Origin of the sequence: Photobacterium halotolerans DSM 18316 (assembly GCF_000425165.1) — a bacterium.
Classification (GTDB): domain Bacteria; phylum Pseudomonadota; class Gammaproteobacteria; order Enterobacterales; family Vibrionaceae; genus Photobacterium; species Photobacterium halotolerans.
The window spans coordinates 396,027-413,557 of sequence record NZ_KE384319.1 but is presented as its reverse complement, the minus strand read 5'-3'; the positions used below and the strand labels follow the sequence as shown (position 1 = coordinate 413,557).

At 50.2% G+C, this 17,531-nt stretch carries 18 protein-coding genes; 1 reads left to right on the top strand and 17 read right to left on the bottom strand.

Annotation, left to right across the window (positions count from 1 at the left end; translation table 11 throughout):
• Positions 1-70 precede the first annotated feature (70 nt).
• The gene (locus H511_RS0111200; protein ID WP_027252372.1) at positions 71-388 is read left to right on the top strand and encodes a DUF4144 family protein; all 318 of its coding nucleotides are present in this window, start codon (positions 71-73) and stop codon (positions 386-388) included.
• 92 nt (positions 389-480) lie between these two features.
• Here H511_RS0111200 and H511_RS25030 read toward each other — a convergent pair whose 3' ends face one another.
• The 17 genes from H511_RS25030 to flhA form a co-directional block, all read right to left on the bottom strand.
• Entirely contained in the window at positions 481-1,086 is a 606-nt protein-coding gene (locus H511_RS25030; RefSeq protein ID WP_027252371.1) for a hypothetical protein, read from the bottom strand.
• Positions 1,087-1,279: 193 nt separating this feature from the next.
• Positions 1,280-1,852, bottom strand: a complete 573-nt coding sequence (locus tag H511_RS24415; protein WP_081669254.1) for a bactofilin family protein — start codon at positions 1,850-1,852, stop codon at positions 1,280-1,282.
• Entirely contained in the window at positions 1,756-2,706 is a 951-nt protein-coding gene (locus H511_RS0111185) for a peptidoglycan DD-metalloendopeptidase family protein (protein WP_027252370.1), read from the bottom strand. Before H511_RS0111185 ends, H511_RS24415 begins: the two co-directional genes overlap by 97 nt.
• Positions 2,707-2,841: 135 nt before the next feature.
• Positions 2,842-3,153 carry a hypothetical protein gene (locus H511_RS24410; RefSeq protein ID WP_081669253.1) on the bottom strand — a complete coding sequence of 104 codons (312 nt, stop codon included), beginning with the start codon at positions 3,151-3,153 and terminating at the stop codon, positions 2,842-2,844.
• A 61-nt stretch (positions 3,154-3,214) separates the two neighbouring features.
• Positions 3,215-4,180 (bottom strand): flagellar motor protein MotB, encoded by a 966-nt coding sequence (locus tag H511_RS23190; RefSeq protein ID WP_036759481.1) that lies wholly within the window; start codon positions 4,178-4,180, stop codon positions 3,215-3,217.
• A complete protein-coding gene (gene motA / locus H511_RS0111170; protein WP_027252369.1) occupies positions 4,180-5,037 on the bottom strand; it encodes a flagellar motor stator protein MotA in 858 nt (285 codons plus the stop codon). Before motA ends, H511_RS23190 begins: the two co-directional genes overlap by 1 nt.
• Positions 5,038-5,052: 15 nt before the next feature.
• A complete protein-coding gene (locus H511_RS0111165; RefSeq protein ID WP_027252368.1) occupies positions 5,053-5,781 on the bottom strand; it encodes a FliA/WhiG family RNA polymerase sigma factor in 729 nt (242 codons plus the stop codon).
• A gap of 7 nt (positions 5,782-5,788) precedes the next feature.
• Entirely contained in the window at positions 5,789-6,262 is a 474-nt protein-coding gene (locus H511_RS0111160) for a flagellar basal body-associated FliL family protein (RefSeq protein WP_027252367.1), read from the bottom strand.
• Positions 6,263-6,277: 15 nt separating this feature from the next.
• Entirely contained in the window at positions 6,278-7,384 is a 1,107-nt protein-coding gene (locus tag H511_RS23185) for a flagellar hook-length control protein FliK (RefSeq protein ID WP_051288086.1), read from the bottom strand.
• Complete coding sequence (fliT, locus tag H511_RS23180; protein ID WP_036759479.1) at positions 7,384-7,689, bottom strand: flagellar protein FliT; 306 nt, start codon at positions 7,687-7,689, stop codon at positions 7,384-7,386. The genes H511_RS23185 and fliT overlap by 1 nt, the downstream gene beginning before the upstream one ends.
• The gene (gene fliS / locus H511_RS0111145; RefSeq protein WP_027252366.1) at positions 7,682-8,071 is read right to left on the bottom strand and encodes a flagellar export chaperone FliS; all 390 of its coding nucleotides are present in this window, start codon (positions 8,069-8,071) and stop codon (positions 7,682-7,684) included. The genes fliT and fliS overlap by 8 nt, the downstream gene beginning before the upstream one ends.
• Positions 8,072-8,082: 11 nt before the next feature.
• On the bottom strand, positions 8,083-9,423 hold the full coding sequence (gene fliD / locus H511_RS0111140; protein ID WP_027252365.1) for a flagellar filament capping protein FliD: 1,341 nt from the start codon (positions 9,421-9,423) through the stop codon (positions 8,083-8,085).
• A gap of 410 nt (positions 9,424-9,833) precedes the next feature.
• Positions 9,834-11,360 (bottom strand): M28 family metallopeptidase, encoded by a 1,527-nt coding sequence (locus H511_RS0111125; protein WP_036759477.1) that lies wholly within the window; start codon positions 11,358-11,360, stop codon positions 9,834-9,836.
• A 602-nt stretch (positions 11,361-11,962) separates the two neighbouring features.
• Complete coding sequence (locus tag H511_RS0111115) at positions 11,963-12,919, bottom strand: transposase (RefSeq protein WP_027252361.1); 957 nt, start codon at positions 12,917-12,919, stop codon at positions 11,963-11,965.
• A gap of 331 nt (positions 12,920-13,250) precedes the next feature.
• Positions 13,251-14,114, bottom strand: coding sequence for a lateral flagellin LafA (lafA, locus tag H511_RS0111110; protein WP_027252360.1), 864 nt, complete (start codon positions 14,112-14,114; stop codon positions 13,251-13,253).
• A 513-nt stretch (positions 14,115-14,627) separates the two neighbouring features.
• The gene (locus H511_RS0111100) at positions 14,628-15,434 is read right to left on the bottom strand and encodes an EAL domain-containing protein (protein ID WP_027252358.1); all 807 of its coding nucleotides are present in this window, start codon (positions 15,432-15,434) and stop codon (positions 14,628-14,630) included.
• Entirely contained in the window at positions 15,427-17,520 is a 2,094-nt protein-coding gene (gene flhA / locus H511_RS0111095; protein ID WP_027252357.1) for a flagellar biosynthesis protein FlhA, read from the bottom strand. Before flhA ends, H511_RS0111100 begins: the two co-directional genes overlap by 8 nt.
• Between the last annotated feature and the right edge of the window lie 11 nt (positions 17,521-17,531).

The window sequence follows — 17,531 nt, the reverse complement described above, 5'->3', positions numbered from 1 at the left end:
GCTTGGCACTTGCCTGAAGCACCTGAAAACGGGCAATATGAGCGGACTGAATCAGTAAGGTGGAATATTGATGGTCGTTTGGCCCGCGGTGTTGAAATATGAGGGGGATCAGGAGCTGAGTGTTGTTGCTGATCGCCACACATGGGAGTCGGATGCTGATTTGCATTGCTTTGGCTTTCAGCCAGGTGATGTGCTGATTGATTCGGCCGGGCAGGTGTTTCGTCCCCTGAGTTTGCGTCCGGGTGATACCAGCTTAGAAAAGACGGAACAGACAATGCGCCTTGATGATATTGTTGAGATCATCAAGGCGCATCAGTCTTGTCTTGGATCATGTTGTGCGGCTAAGGTGTCTTTTGCCTCTGTCGCAGAGGCTATTAATGCTTTATGAAAGTGCTTTATAGAAAGCGCTCTTAAAAAAGTGCGATACAAGACAGTGCAATACAAGACGCCGGCTAGCTGCACAAACAGGGGCTGATTACCTTATTCCCAGCCAAAGACCGCATCATAGGTTTGGCAATTGCTGACCAGCGTTTCCGTATCTTCAAGGTAGAGCTGTTGCTCAGCCGACACCGGATAAGTCAGCCATTCTGAACATTGCGCACTCTGGCCATTGCCTATCACCAGTTTGCTGCCTGGTTTCAGCTCACAGCGGGTCATTTTGTCGAGTGGCGACCATTGGTAGCAGATTTCATACCCAGCGCGGTATTGAGCGACTTTGCCATTTGGCTGGTTTGCCGCCCACCAGGCACCAAACTGGCTGTTGGGGTTAGTGCTGTTCCAGGCCCGAAAGACGGTCAGTGCTTCCCCTTCTTTCACTTCATACACCTGTCCCTGACACAGCTTGCCCTTAGTCGGCTGACCGAGAGAACTGGCCAGCAACTGGGGATCATCGACAAGGTTTAGCTTACTGGCCCATGCCGCAGGCGGCTCAGTTGAGCCAATACAGACACTGGCATCAAGAATGTCCTGAGTGGCGTTGGCGGGATTGGCCGTATCAGTTTGTACGGTACCGCCCGGGGCCGATGTACAGCCTGAGAGTGCAAAACTGGCCATAAAGATGGCGGTCAGGGTAAGCCTTGTTTTCATTTCATGATCCTTATGTATCCAACTGAATATGTACTGATTATCGTATTTCGGTGGTTGTTTTTCTGGACTAACTGAAAGTAAACGATGAAATTGAGAAGCAGATAACAGTTTCTAACTGGCAGGCGGTCAGCAGGTGAGTGCAGAGGAAAAACAGAAGAGAAGAAACCGGAATGCTGGATTCCGGTTTTACAGGTTATTTTCGGGCGTTGACCTGCTTTTTGGTATCAGTAACAGGTGCCGTCACTGTTGATGTTGCAGAAGCTGCAGGTTTAACCGTGGTTGCTGCTGCGGGCACGGCGCTTTTATCAGCAGTGCTGGATATCTCTGCTGATTTGAGCTGTGTCGGTGGCGTCAGTGGCGCGGCCTCGGCGGCTTTAACTGGTTCTTCTTTACTGATAGTGACGACTTTTTCTTTATCAGCCGGGTAAGTCTGGCCATGGAAGCAACCGCCTCGCTCAATACAAATGTCGTTAGTGTAAATGACACCTTTGGCTTTGCCTTTTTCCAGGATCTCAATGCTGTCGGCGTGACAGGCCCCTTCATGCAGGCCGTTAATGACCACTTTGCTGGCAAAAATTTCGCCAGAGACCCGGCCCGTCGCGCTTATCGATAACGTCTTTTCGGTACGGATACGTCCTTCAATGTAGCCATCTACCTGGATATTACCGCTTAGTTCGATATCTCCTTTAAAGGAACAGCCTTGTGCAATGATAGTTGCAGTTGAGTGCTTGCCTGTGCTTCCAGCACTTTTACTAAAGAGTCCCATTGGATGCTCCTCTCATGGTTAAACAGATAGTCAAAGTTGTCGGGCCCCCAGTTGATGAAATACTTGGGGTTCAAAGCCCGACCCAGAAAACGGACCTCATAATGGAGATGGGGGCCAGTTGAGGTACCACTGTTGCCTGATAATGCAATTAAATCGCCTTTTCTGACGAAATCACCGGTTTTGACTTTGAATGCTTTCAGGTGCGCATACAGAGTCATGAATCCATAGCCATGGTCAATTTTCAGCAAATTGCCGTAGCCTTTTTTGCTGGGCCTTACCAGTTCCACCACGCCATCAGCAGGGGAGTGCACTGATGTTCCCGTGTGTCCACTGAGATCGATACCCAGATGACGGCGCTTGTTACCGTAAACCGGATGGTTACGTGAGCCGTATGAAGAAGAAATACGCCGGTATTCCATAGGACTACCGTTAGGTATTACTTTCAGCATGGCGACACGTACCGCCGAGTTCAGTGCGGCTGTATCCAGTCGGGTATCCAAAGGCTGTTCCCCTTCGCTTTCAATACCCAACACGTTCTCCAGCTCATTCACGCGGCCAGAAATCTGTTCCAGCTCATAGCGCCTGTCGGCCAGGTTTTGCTCCAGCGACTGCCGGTCGCTTTCCAGATTAAGAATTTCATCTTTCAGCTCATTGGCATGCTGGTTTAACTGCGATTTTTCCTGTTGTGTCTGATCAACAGCATTCCATAAATACTGAATCGAAAATGCCATGACCACGACGGCGACGATGAACAACAGCAGGGTTGCAATCAGGTTCCGCCGTAAATACTTACCCAGTTGAAAATGGTAAGACCCGTTAATCGTTGATATCGAGATAGTGAGTTGATCTTTCATTACGCTAAGCTCATTCGCTTTCTCTTACGCATAAGGCGACAAGCTGGATGCAGGATTAACTCTTGCCAGGAAAGGATGATGCAAAACTGTGCTCTGTGGCATAAGTTCCTGAAACGTGTCCTGCTGCCTGTCCCGTTAAGCGATGAGAAAGAAAAAATACAAAAATAGAATAAAAGCCAGCAATATCGCGGCAAGCGTGGGGTAGATAATGTAGAAATCACCACTACGCCGGGCGCGTTTGAAACACAGATAGGAAAGCAGTCCGTTGTAGCCTAAAAGCAGTAAACTGATTGTCGTCCCTGTATTCAGTGTCATGCTGTGCATCCTCAGCAAAAAATGGCTGAGCAGAAAATAATCCAGCACTATGAGCCAGAGAAATAACTTTTGCAGACTGTCCGGTCGACGTTCACTTGGGACAATTGCGGAAGATGATGCAGCTCTTTTCATGGGTTAACTTCGCTAAAGTTCTCCAGGCGGCAAAGGGATAATCCCTTTGCCGGTTACTCAATTAAGACGCTTCAATGTAGTCCTGACGGATAACAGGCTGATTAAATTCCGCTTTTTCACGGGCCTGCTGTAACACCGGACCGTCATCGTTAGCCGGCGGGCCTTTGAACAGTGTTTCCACCATTCGGGCAGCCACTGATGTCAGGACAAACAACTCAATACGTCGGTTTTCGCTGGCTTTCGGTTCTTCAGGATTCAGCGGCGCACGATCAGCCATGCCTGCAACCTGCAAGACATGATTTTCAGGCGCCCCGCCGGTAATCAGTGTCTGGCGAGCTGCATTGGCGCGTGAAGCCGACAACTCCCAGTTCGATCTTTCGCTGAAAGTGCCGCTGTAACGAACTGCATCTGTGTGGCCACTGATAATCAGCGGATTCTGAATCTTCTGGAATATAGGTGCCAGAGCCAGTAATAAATCCTCAAAGAAAGGCGTCAGCTCGCTGCTTCCCCGGTGGAACATGTTCTGGCGGAAGTCGTCCTGTAAGACAATGCGCAGCCCCTGCGGCGTCACGTCTACATGCACATTTCCTTCTGCGGAAACCTGTTTCGCCAGCTCTTCAACCACTTGCGCTAATACTTTCAGTTGTTCCTGAGTCTCATAGGTGCCCTGAACCAGTGCATCAGTTTGTGAACCATCGCCATTGCCATCGTAGAAGGAGGTGACAGTCACAGCAGCATCATGCGAGCTGAGGTCCGCCGCTTCACCGCCCAGATCAATCGGAGACAGGCTGGTGGAGGTATTAAACGGATTACCTGAAGCCTGGTCGAACAAACTGGAGCTGTTGAGATAAGCCACGATCGCTTGACGCTCTGTTTTGTCGACAATGGCCAGGATCCACAGCACCAGAAACAGCGCCATCAGGGCTATCATGAAGTCGGCAAATGCCACTTTCCATGCCCCGCCATGCCCTGCTTCATGCGAGTTGCGGCGTGCTCGTTTGATGATGATCTGATCGTGCCGTTGCATTATGCCTCCTGCTCAGACAGCCATTTTTCCATGTCATTGAAGCTTGGCTTCACATCGAGCTGAATGTGTTTACGGCCAGCATCTATGGCCAGCAGGGTAGGCTTCTTGGCCACATAAGCGACCAGTGTGGCCCGGACGCATTCAAAGGCTGTCATATCACGCTTAACACGTTGCGACATGGCATTACTGGCCGGGTCAAGCACACAGTAACAACCGAAGATACCCAGGAATGTCCCCACCAGTGCGGCGGCAACTTTGTAGCCAATTTGCGCGATAGAGCCGTCGATGAACTGCATGGTGATAATGATGCCCATCACTGCCGCCAGAATGCCGAAACCGGGCAGGGCCTCAGCAGTGCGGTGCAGTGAGCGTGAAGGCAGCAGAAGATCATCTTCAATGGCCATGATTTCCTGCTCCAGCAGAGCTTCCAGCTCATGGGGTGACATCTGGCCCATGGCCATTAAACGCAGGTTATCTGTAATGAAAGCAACCAGGTGGCTGTCGTCTTTGACCAGCGGGTAACGCTCGAAAATCTCACTGTTCTGAGAATCTTCAATGTGGCTGTCGAGTGATTTGAAGCCACCGTTACGTATGGTTTCCAGCAACAGCTGCATCAGGCCCATCAGTTGCATGTAGTATTCTTGTTCGTTCTTGCGCGGCTTCATTATCTGGCGAAACTGAATACGCATTTCACGAATAACATGGGGCGGGTTGCCTATGATGATTGAGCCCAGTGCAGCACCGGTAATAATCAGAATTTCAGCAGGCTGCCAGATGGCCATCAAGGTACCTCCGGCCCATAGGTAACCGCCGAAAACACACAACAGAATGACGATTGCGCCGGTAAATTTTTGCATGTCAATTTGCTCCTATCAGCAAAGATATTGATTCAGTTGTTTCAGTGCCTGCTTATGAAGCTGGCATACACGAGGCGGTGTCAGGTTTAGCACCAGTGCAATTTCGTGCAGGTTCATATCATGTTGATAGAACAGGGTCAGCAAAAGCTGTTCACGTGGTTTGAGCTTGCCAAGTGCCGCAGATAGCGTGCGGCGTATGTGTTCATGACGCACCGATTCGCCGCCGTCATGGTTCATCGAAAAATCGGAACCGCTTTCAAGCAACTGATCCAGACTTTGCATTTCACTGGCCATAGAGGCATTCAGGCGCTGCAGATAATCTGCCTGGTCTGTGCCTAACGCTGCAATGATTTCGGCCTCCAAGGGCTGGCGGCCGAGTTTTTTCATTAAGTCGCGGGTCACGTCATTCAGTTCGTGGGCCTGTTGCCGGGTTTGGCGCGAGCGCCAGTCAAGACGACGCAATTCATCCAGAATGGAACCGCGAATCCGGCATACGGCAAAAGACGGAAAATTCGGATCTTCCACGTTGCCGTAGCGACGGCCTGCCTCCAGCAGTCCCATCAGACCAATTTGCTGCATATCTTCCAGACTGCAGTGGGTGCTGACATGACTGCGTAGTTGATTGACAACACGTTTGACTAAGATCAGGTGATCACGGATCAGTTTATCTTCGTTCACTACCGGGCTGTTACGCCCGGTGTCGTGCTTTTTCTCGTACTCTTCAGTCGGGTTGATATCTAGCATAGGCGCCTCACTGAATCACATATTTGGTCAGCAATACATTGTTGATGGCGCGGGCATAACGTGTCTGACTGAAAGCATTCAGTAATGTCCCTTTGACTTCATCCTGAAGTTCTTCAATCGTCCGCTGGTTCTGCAGTTGCTCATAGGTTTTATTACTGAAGAGTTTGAGCAGGGCATTGCGCACAACCGGCATATAGTTATCGATACCTTCAATTGCTTCCGCATTACGCGTTTCCAGTGCCAGCTCCATCATGATGAAGTGCGTTTGACGCTCGCCTTTCACCGACAGAACCAGTTTTTCCAGCGGATGGAAAATAGGGTCGACATTCTCAGGTTGGCTAAAGGGGAGACTGAAACTGGCACCGCCTTCGCCCTGATGACTTTTGACGTACCAAAGGGTACCGCCAACACTGGCAGCTGCGACCAGTACGCTGGTGATCAGTATGATGATAATGATCAAGACGAGATTACGCTGGGTCATGTAAATGGCTCCTCATCAGGCTCTGGTAGATAACCAATGGCCTGAATCTGTTGTAGTTATCTGGCTGTCATCAGCCTGATGGTTGGCAAAAATAACGGGTTGTGCGTCTTCTTCGGCATGCTCTTGCTGCTGGCCCTGACGGCCATCGCCGACATTGACATCAACATGAACAAAATTTTGTTCCTGCAGCTCGGCTCTCAGCCGTTCTGATACCTGCACCAGCGCATCACGGACGGCCGACTGGCTGGCGTGGATTTGAACACTGAGACGATCGCCATCCATACGAACGGTTAAATCAAGCTTGCCCAGATCAGGCGGGTCCAGACGAATTCGTGCTTCCTGCAAATTCTGGCTGGCCTGCAACTGTACTCTGTCCTGCAGTACCTGGATCATCTGTTCACCCCATTTACCTTGCTGGCCCTGGGGTAATTTGACGCTGGCCCATTCCACGGGAGCGGCGGCGTTTTGAACCTGTTGGGATGAACCGGATTGCCCGGCAGCAGAGTTAGCCGCACCGTCTGCTGACAGCCCTGCGATCAGGGTTTGCAGAGAAGGGGTTGCGCCGGCGCTGCGGGATTCAGCTGACCCTGTTAACACGAGATCTTGCTGAGCCGGCGATTGGCTGCGTTGCTGCAGCAGAGCAGTAAAGCGAGCATTGTCGGCTGATTGTGTACTGGCTGTCTGGCTGTCTGCCGCTGCGACGGGTGTTGCGGCTGCGCCGGATGACATTAAGCGTGTTTCTCGCATACCGGTACTTCCGGACGCTGCAACGCTGTTCTCCGCAGTACTGACAACTGCTCCGGGCGCCCCGGTATTGGTCGCAGAGCTTGCTCCCAGTTGCTTTTCGGCCTGCGCCAGCAGATTGGCAATGATGTCCGCCGCCGCTGCCGGAGACAGTGCCGGATTGCTGTCCGGTTGCTGTTCTGGCTGTGCAGCAGCATCGGCCGTGTAAGAGGTCTCAGTAATGGCTGCTTCTTTTTGGTCAGTGGCGGCATTGGATTGCAGCGTGTCACTGAAGTTGGAGGCGGTGCCATCATTGGCCGGTTTGACTTTACCGGAAAGCATGTCCGCCGACTCGCTGTCACTGTTAGCCAGTTTGGAATGTGAGACGATAGTGTTCATTAAAGCTCCATATTCATGGCCATTTGATATGCCAGAAGTCCTTCTTTTCCTTCACCGACGGCATTCATGTCTTGCTGTAACTTATCTTTCGCTGCATTGACCGCAGCGATGGCTGTCTGATGGCTGCTTTTCAGATGGGCAAGCGCCTGAACATGATCTTCTGTCAGTTGCGTGCCTTTCAGATTCCGTAGCACTTTTTGTAACGTCTGATCAAGCTGCTGAAGGCGATCCCAGTCGCTATCAGCAGCGGCTTGGTCAAGGTGCTGCCTGAGAGCTTCTAGCTGGCTCACTGTGATGTTAGGCATGCTGACCAAAACCTTCCCATCCCTCACGGACGTTAGTCATGACATTTTCAACCGTCTCAAGGTGTTCAACTTTGTTCTGGGAGCTGGCCTTAAAGAGCTCGCTGATGCAAAACTCGTAAAGGTCGTGAAGATTGGCAGCCAGTTCGCCACCGGCTTCTACATCCAGCGCACTGTCGAGGCCAATCAGGATGTTCATGCACTTACTGATGCCTTTCCCTTTGGCTTCCAGACGTCTGGATTCGATGTGACCTTTGACCCGGACGACTTCATCCAGCAGGCCGTCAATCAGCATGATCACCAGTTGGTGAGGGTTTGCTGATGCGGCCTGGGCATCCAGATCGACGCTTTGATACGAATCAAAGCCCGAGTTTTGCATTAGCATGGGTAACTCCTTTAAAACGCGAATAATCCGCTTGTTTGATTCATTTGTGTCATCAGCTGGTTCATCTGAGTGAACTGGGCGAGATAACGGTCGTAAGACATCTGGTACTTGCGCTCCAGATTGGACATTTTGTCGTCAATACGGCTGATGTTTTGCTGAAGGCTGTCTTTGCGGCTTGTGAAGACACCATCAGAGAACGACAGATAAGGCTTTACTGTTGCTTCGAGCGAGTCGAACAGCTGATCGGTGCCGTTGAACATCTCGTTCAGTGCTGCCGGATCGGTAGCCTGTGCGGCTTCGAACTTGTCATTGTCGATAGCCAGCTTGCCATTCCGGTCAATACTGACACCTACTGAATACAGGCTCTGGCCGTTGTAGGACTGACGGAAAATACTGCTGATCTGGTTTTCCAGAGAACGGATAGTACCGTCACCGGCCAGTACGCCACGCTTTTCGTCTTTTGAGCCGACTTTGGTGTATTTGTCGATTTCAGACATCAGTGCGTTATACGCATCCACCATCTTGTTCAGTTGCTCTTTGGTGGCCTCTTTATCTGAGCCCACAGTGATACCGATTGGCTGGTCACCACTGGTTTGTGCTTTAGAAACAGTCAGATCAACGCCGTCAATCACACCTTCAAAGGTGTTGGAGCTGTTGGTCAGTTTCAGGCCGGTGCCTTCAGCACCCAGCCAGATCACCGCATCTTTAGGCGTGCTGATATCCGTGCTGTTGGCAAAGGCATTTTCGAAGTTGGCATCACCTGTACCTGTTACGCTGACGGACACTGTATTGGCGACACCGGTTTCCTTACCGGACAACATGAAGTGGGTTTCACCGTTGGCGCGGACAAGGCTGGCGTTCACGCCCGGGTTGTTTTCATCATTGTTGATGGCGGCGGCCAGTTCCTGAAGGGTGGCAGTGCCATCGCTGTCTGTGTCTACGGTCGCCAGATCAAGCGTCATGGTATTGCCATCCATGGAGATGACCATGCTGCCTGCCGCCGGAATTGCACTGTCGGCTGTGGTACCTGCACCCAGATCAACGCCCATCTGATGAGAGGTCGCGATTTGTTCGACAAAGACCTGATACTCACCCGCCAGTGCGCTGGCATTGACACTGGCACTGATGTTGCCTTCCTGCGAGAAAGTGGCGCCGTTTTTTACCACGCTGTCATTCAGGCCGTTCATGTCTTCTACTGCGCTGCGGAATGTCCGCAAGGCAGTTTCAATCTTGCCGTAGGCAGAAATCTGGCTTTGGTACTTATCAGCCTGAGTCTGAAAACGTTGCTGAAACGGCTGAACCTCATAGGTGGCCAGCTGTGTTGCCATACTGATCGGATCGATGGAACTCATGGAAAAACTCCTATATTTATGACTACTAAAGCAATTAGTGTGCCACTGTGTTAGCTATTGAAATCAATGAGATTGTTTTGGTTTTCCTGGATAAAGCGGAAGCAGGATTTCCGATCATGTTTCCGCTTTATCTTCCGTCTGACAGTGATTGCTTCCAGACGGAAACTGCTCCGTTTCAGCAGGAAATAGACGGGAAAGCCAGTTCGCTTTACCGGATCAGGTTGTGACCTATGCAACAATCCCTATCAAGTAGGGCGGCGAATTGGTTGGGGGAATTAAGAAGTGCAGTGGGAAATCAGGGATGGGTGGCAGTTAACGATGAAAAACCGGAAACCCAGAGGTTTCCGGTAAAGTGGTTGGGTTTGAAAAGTCAGGGGAAACATCCCCTTGTTACCGGTGAGTCAGTCTGACTACTGGGTTGACGCCTCAAGTGTCACACCAGAGAACTGGCGATAGCCGTCCAGCATAATGGAGTAAGTGCCCGGTGTGGCTCCGGCAAAGGTACAGACTTCGTTATTGCCGTTCCGGTACGGGCGGCAATCCCAGTTTTGTTTGCTGGCCTCTGAACCAAATGACACATACAGATCAACATCCCCTGAACCACCGTTTGTGCTGATCTGCAGTGTTTTCTGCGCCGGCAGCTCGAAGCTATAACGCACCTGGCTGCCTGTAGCACCTGACAGGTTGCTGACCGGTACTCCGTCTGTGAGTACATTATCTGCCGGTGGTGGGGTTCCGCCTGTGGCATTGGCCATTTCAATGGCGTAGGCGAGGCCCAGCTTGGTGAATTTCACTGCATGTGAACCGGTTGAGTCTGAGTTTTGCAGCGTGTCGTTCGGCGTGTGGATCATAGGATTGTAGTCATTGAATTTCGCTTCAAAGGGCATGGCAGCAGAAAAACCGGCTTTATGCCATGAAGCGTGATCTGAACAGGCATAGCCGCAGGTGTCGAACCCGTAGGTTAAGCTAGGCAGATATTCGTCAACCAGCTGGCTCAGGAAGGTGGTCAGATTGCTGTCTGTGTAATCGGTAATAAAGACAATATCTTCAACCGATCCTTTGTAGTTGGTCATGTCCAGCTGCAACGCAGAGATAACCTTTTTGCCTTCTGATTTATATTGGTTGGCCAGATCCTGAGAGCCACGTAATCCCACTTCTTCTGCAGCATAAGCCATAACGGCAATACTGCGTTTAGGCTGGAAATTGTTTTCCGACAGCACGCGAATAATTTCCGTCACGCTGGCGATGCCGGATGCATCGTCATCGGCGCCGGGTGCGATACTCTGCTCATTGGTATGAGAGCCAATGGTGGAGTCCAGGTGGCCACCCAGTACGATCCATTCATCCGGTTTTTCTGATCCCGTTATTGTAAAGACGACAGATTTCTGGTTATAACCAAAGTGCGAAACTTGCTTAACGCTGGAATTGGGTAACGAAGCACTCAGCGAGCGCCATTCACTGGCCAGCCAGTCAGATGCCTGCGCACCGGAAGTGGTGGTATAAAAACGGTTGATAAAACTGGTCAGTGAGCCAATTGTGCCGGTAATGGCCTGCGAGCTCACCTGCGGTAACCAGGCGTTGACTGTGTCTTGCTGGCTGATATCAGGAATCGAAAAAGCAGCGAGTGACTGCGGCATATTGCTGGCAGCAATGGCGTTTTCCGCCGAAGAATGAACCATGTAACCACCGCAGCGCTGATGATCCTCATGCATGTGGTGCGATAGCTCAGCCAACTGGCTGTGATCCACTTGTCCTACCCACACCGGCCCGCTGCTGGCCAGTGACTCTGGCAATAAAGATTGTGCTTTGTGTTGCATGACAGATTTCACCGTCTGGCTGGCATCTGATCCGATGGAGATCCAGACTTTGTCTTCGGCATAAGCCTGGCTGCAGACAGCTGAAATGAGTAAAGCCAAAAACTTTGTTGTGTTTTTCATGTTCTCCTCCCTGGAGATTTTTATTAAACCAACAAAACGTAGGCCAGTTTGAACAGAAAGCGAAATTATCCTTTTCCATCAATATGTAACGTAAAGTTGTCATAAACCTATCAATAAAGTGCTTGGCACCGGAGATGAATGGAAAATTCATGATGAACTGCTTAGTTACGGCGTTTAACTGACGTTATGGGCAGAAATTTCGGGTAGATATGGAGAAAAATATTGTTGAAATAGGCTGAGATTAGATTTCGATTTTGCGAGCTATGCAGACTTAATGACTTAAAGGGACAGTCACCCTTAAAACGGAGTTCCAAGGAGTTCCAAGGACAGTCGCTTTTCGAAAGGACTTAAAAGGACAGTCGCCTTTAAATCGGAGCGAAAGTCGTGTTGAAAGGACAGTCACTTTGGGTCATTGGCCAGAAAAAGGTAGTGTGCTTTGTGTCTGATATCACCGAATTTGCTGTTTATATCATCTTAATAAGATTGATTTACAGTATTTTTGATACCAGCAGCGGCTTTTCTGTCTCCGGTCTGACTTTCACGAGAGTGGGGGCGAACGCATGACATTCAGCGTGTTGTGTGCAGAGGGTGCAGTGTAGGGATTAAGGAATTTGCAAGGCGGTTCGCCGTTGCCGGTTAAACAGGGGTAATGCTGTTTGAATTGCAGCGGCGGAGCCAACGAGTGTACATTTTTTTATGTTTGTACAAATATTTAGCCATGAATCAGTCTCAATACCAAGTCGCTCAAGGATAGGAAGCTGAGTTGATTGTATATGTCCGGGCTTATCTCCTCTGATTTGTTGTCCCGTCCATTCAACCAGTTCAAGATAATCTGCCAGGTGAAATGGCAGTCTTTCCGGCATATTGTTTCGCGGATTATCGGCGAAGGGGAAAAGCGGTGGGGCTGTTACCTGATTTTTGCGAAGCGATTTTATACGAGCTTTCACCGAAGTGAAGTTGGAGGTTTCTGGTGTGTCTGCAATACCGGCTCGTATGGGGTTTAGATCAACGTATGCCATAGCAGCAGCCAGGGCTTTTTCATCCAGTAATGCCTGGCTTTTGAAACGTCCTTCCCAAAAGTGGCCGGTGCAGTTGTCTTCACGATTAGCTTCACTTGCTATGTATTGATTCAGCAGGCGCATGAACCAGCTGATGGAACAGAGTCTTTCCCGCCAGGTCTGGATGATGGTCAAGCAAGCATTTTGTTCGGCATCGGATAAGCTTTCGCTTTTTAAGAATCGCTGAATCAGTACGGGAGCACGATGTAAGGTGAGCCAGCGCTCAACGACTTCGTGATTCGATAAGCGATGGGCCTGATCTTTGTTGATATGCAGAACGACATGGTAATGGTTGCTCATGATGGCGTAAGCACAAACATCCACGCAGAATACGGTGGCAATTCGTTTTAACCGTTTCTCGACCCACCCCCGCCTGTGTTCATAGCTGGTTTGGGTAAGTTTGTCATACCCGCACAGAAATGAACGCCGAACACAGCGTGAAACACAATGGTAATAGGGCGTTGCTTCTACACTAATGAGTTGGCTGCGTGCTGTTGTCATAGGTAATGATTGAGTTGTGCTGGATAAATCCACAGTATATTTGTTTTAGCGCAGATGTAATGGGGGAAGTTCAGAATTTGGGGATGTGTATGAAAATCATGAAATTGATGACGTTGTATTTTTCTTAATGTGCCTGTCCTTGTCAGTGCTCCCCGCCTGTGACGTAAAGGGACAGTCGCCTTTAAATTTACGTGTCTGTCCTAATGAATGATGTGTCTGTCCTGATAAGAATGGGGTGGAGTATTCAGGGGTGGGACGAAAAAAAGCCCCGAAAATCGGGGCTTTGAACATTGGAGTGACTTTGACTAGGTATCTGAGACTAATCAGTTGATTAGCGCAGCAGAGACATTGCCATGCCAGACAGCTGGTTAGTTTGAGACAGTACAGAAGTACCGGCTTGCATCAGCATCTGGTTCTTAGTCATGTTAGAGGTTTCAACCGCGAAATCAGCATCCATGATACGGCCTTTCGCAGCAGAGGTGTTCTCAACCATGTTGCCCAGGTTAGTGATGGTGTGTTCCAGGCGGTTGATGTTCGCACCCATTGCTGCACGTGCTGTACCTAGTACATCAAGAGCAGCAGTTACTTCACCCATCGCAGTTTGCGCATTAGTTTGGTCCGTTGCTACATCAGCACCACCACCGAATGCTGTAAATGGGTTACCACTGATTGCAGTAAACGCTGCAATAACATCGGTGTCAACATTTGCTAAACTCAGAACTTCAGTAGTAGTGTTACCAATTTGCAGGGTAAGACTGCCACCTTTCAAACCAGCAGCATCAAAGAGTGCTTCACCAGCATACTGAGTGTTAGTCATAATGCTGTTTAACTCAGAAGATAGTTCAGTGAACTCTTTGTTTAGTGAATCTTGGTCTGCTTTACTGTTTGTACCGTTTGCAGCCTGAGTTGACAGATCCTTCATACGGAACAGGATGTTGGTAGCTTCGTCCAGTGCACCTTCTGCAGTTTGCAGCATAGAGATGCCGTCCTGAGAGTTGCGCATGGCAACAGACATGCCGCGGGTTTGTGCTTCCAGGCGGCTTGCGATTTGCAGACCAGCAGCATCATCAGCAGCAGAGTTGATACGGTAGCCAGTCGCCAGACGCTCCATGGCCGTGTTCAGCATGTTACCTGTGCCGTTCAGGGTGTTTTGCGTAACCAGAGATGCGTAGTTGGTGTGCATTGATAGAGCCATGAAAATTCTCCTAAGTATTGCTTCTTTATATTGGTTTATATCGGCACACAAATCAGTTTGTTGTTCTGTGTGGCCGTTATTCCTACTCGCTAATATGAGGCGGAAGAGGCTCTGAGAACATTAATCAGAAAAGTGAAAAAAAATGATTTTATCTTGATGTTTAGCGGTTTTTTGCCTGATGAAAACGGATCTAATTCATTTAAAATCAATAACTTGATTTTTATATGGAATGCTAAAATAAATTTTGGAAAATTTGCTAAATTCACAGTTTCCAGCTGCATGACCCATGATGTGATGTTTCAATTTTATTAAACCTGGCAATGAAATAATCAGTTGTAGTGTTGGTTAGAGTAAATGGTCTACCCCTGAGTGGGTGAACGATTACGTAAAGACAGAAAAGAGGCAGGTAAAAAGGGAGCAAAGAGTTGGAATCGGGATCCAATATTTGCAGACATCGGCAGAAAGCAAAACGCCAGCTGACGTGCTGGCGTTGTACATAAAAGTGTTGAGGGGCTATTTAACGAGTTTAAATTTTCTCGGCGCGGAGAAGGAGGTGGGTATATCGCTGATGTACCCGAAATAATAACCCGCGCCAAGACGGCGGAAGCGGACCAGATCGTATTGCGTGGCCACACGCCCGGCGACAAACTCGACATGGCATTGTTTCAAAAAACGGATGACCGGCAGCAAGCCTTGCTTGAAACTGGTGTCTTCATTGAATTGGGCGATTTTGATGGCTGCGGGTGGATATGCTTCCAGCAGAGGAAGATAGGCCGTTGGCAGCCTGATATCGACCCAAAAAGCCGGGCAGGTATCATGTAGCCAGGCCAGCAGCTGACCCAATTGCCCGGTATCTGAATCGGATTGAAAAAGCTGGATGCAGGGCACGACGTCCTGCATCGCCTGGCTATGATGTTCAAACAGGGAAGACAAAAAATGCTGGCCGGGTTCCCATTTCAGTAAGGTTTCCACCTGCAGGGGCACAACTAACGGATTAATCAGGCTGGCGTGGATGGTTTCCTGCTGAAATTTAATGTGCCTGACAGCCAGCAGCAGCCCGAACAGATCCAGCGCATAACGCATCTCTTCCGACAGATCGAAACGGTAGACACTCTGCTCGTTATTGCTGCCGAACCGTAAAGTGAGGTGCTGGAATGTGACCTCGTTGGTTTCTGTGTGTCTTATCGGCTGGCAGACATGACGTATATCATTGTGCTGCATGGCCTCAAGCAGAATGTGATCATCCGGAGTCCGGGCTGCCTGAATCAGCAGCCCGCGTGCATGCTCGCCTAACGCGGCATCGGTAAACAACTTAGCCAAGGTTTCCTACCACATTGATTTGCTTGTGTTCTGGAATCTCATTATAAGACAAGACCGCCAGACCTTGTGCAAATGTACGCGCATAACGTGACAGAAGTGGCCGAAGTTGTGGCATCACCAGCAGAACCGGAGGCAGATTTTGCTGCTTAAGCTGCTGTTTGACTAATGGCAGGTTTTGCTGGAATTGCTGAAGGATATTGGGCTCAACCGGAAAACTGTCCAGCATGGCCTGGCCGTTTGACTGTGCCTGCTGCAGAGATTTCAGCAAAATTTGCTCCAGATCATCAGACAAGGTGTACACGTTCAGATCTTTGCGGTCACCGTTGATCAGGTTGACTAAAGTGCGGCGTAAACTACAGCGCACATCGGCAGCCAGCAAGATAGGATCTTTGGTATTTTCTGCACTGTCGAGCATGGTGTTGGCGATGGTGCGGATATCTTTGACCGGCACCTGATCCTGCAGCAAGTGACGGAACACCTTGAGTTGCTGAGCTGGTGTCATGACATTGCCCAGCGCCTCGGCCAGTTTCGGTGCCTGCAGTGACAAGCGGTGGATCATGTTGTCGACATCGTCGTGGGTGAACAGATCGGCCAGGTTGTTCTTCATTACCTTACTGAGGTGCGTAGCGATGACGGTGGCGTCATCAATAACCTGATAACCCATATTCAGTGCCTTGGCTTTGTCGCCGGGTTCAATCCAGACCGCGGGTAACTGATAGGCCGGGTCAGTCCCCAGGATGCCGTCAATGTCACCGTAGGTTTCACCCACAGCAATGGCCATCAGGCGATCCGGTTCAATTTCACCCTGTTCGACTATCTCACCCTGTACGGCGATGGTGTACTGGTTTGGCCGCAGGCTGAGGTTGTCCTGAATACTGACTTCAGGCAGCAGATAACCCACTTGCTCGGACAGGGTTTTACGAATCCCCCGGATCCGCTGCGACAGCGGCGCGCCCTGATCTTTATTGACCAGATGAACCAGGCGAAAACCCAGGTGCAGCGACAGGCTCTGAACATGCGGAATATCATCCCAGGCCAGCACCTGCTCGCTTTCACGGCGCATGGCGTAGCCAAGTTGTTCAACCTGTTCCAGCTGATCATCATGGGTGGGTGATTTGAGTTGCCGCCAGCCCGAATAGGCCAGTACGCCAGCGAACGCATAGAATGCCAGATGCGGCATTCCGGGCACACTGCCGACAATCGCCATAATCGCGGCGGCAGTAAACAAAGTGGTCGGGGAAGCGAGCAGCTGGCTGCGCATCGACTCAGCCATGTCATCGTCGCTGTCATTGATGCGCGTCACGATAATCGCCGCTGAGGTGGCCAGCAGCAGGGACGGGATCTGTGCAACCAGACCGTCACCGATAGTCAGCAAGGCAAAGGTTTTGAACGCATCTGCGCCCGTCATATCGTATTCGAACACGCCAATACTGACACCACCAATAATATTGATGAACAGAATCAGCAGGCCGGCGATGGCATCGCCACGGACGAATTTTGACGCACCGTCCATCGAACCGTAGAAATCCGCTTCATTGGCGACTTCTTTCCGGCGCAGTTTGGCGCGTTCCTGATCGATCAAACCGGCATTCAAATCGGCATCAATCGCCATTTGTTTACCCGGCAGGGCGTCGAGGGTAAATCGGGCCGCGACTTCTGAAATACGCTCGCCACCTTTGGTAATCACCACGAAGTTGATGATCATCAGAATGACAAAGACCACCAGACCGACGACATAGTTACCGCCGATCACCACTTCACCAAATGCCTGAATCACTTTACCGGCCGCATCGCCGCCGTTGTGACCTTCAAGCAACACGACCCGCGTTGACGCTACGTTCAGCGTCAGACGCAGCAGCGTAGCGACCAGCAAGATGGTCGGGAAGATAGAAAAATCCAGTGGTCGTTTTGCCGTGGTACTGACCAGCAGCACCATGATAGCCAGCACTATGTTGAAGGTGAACATGGCGTCCAGCAGCATAGGAGGCAGGGGCAGCATGACCATGGCCAGTATCATGAGCAGCGCAGCAGGAATGCTGATGTAGCTGCGCTTTAAATGGTTAAATTTAGGTAGCCTGTTTAACATGGGTTTGATCT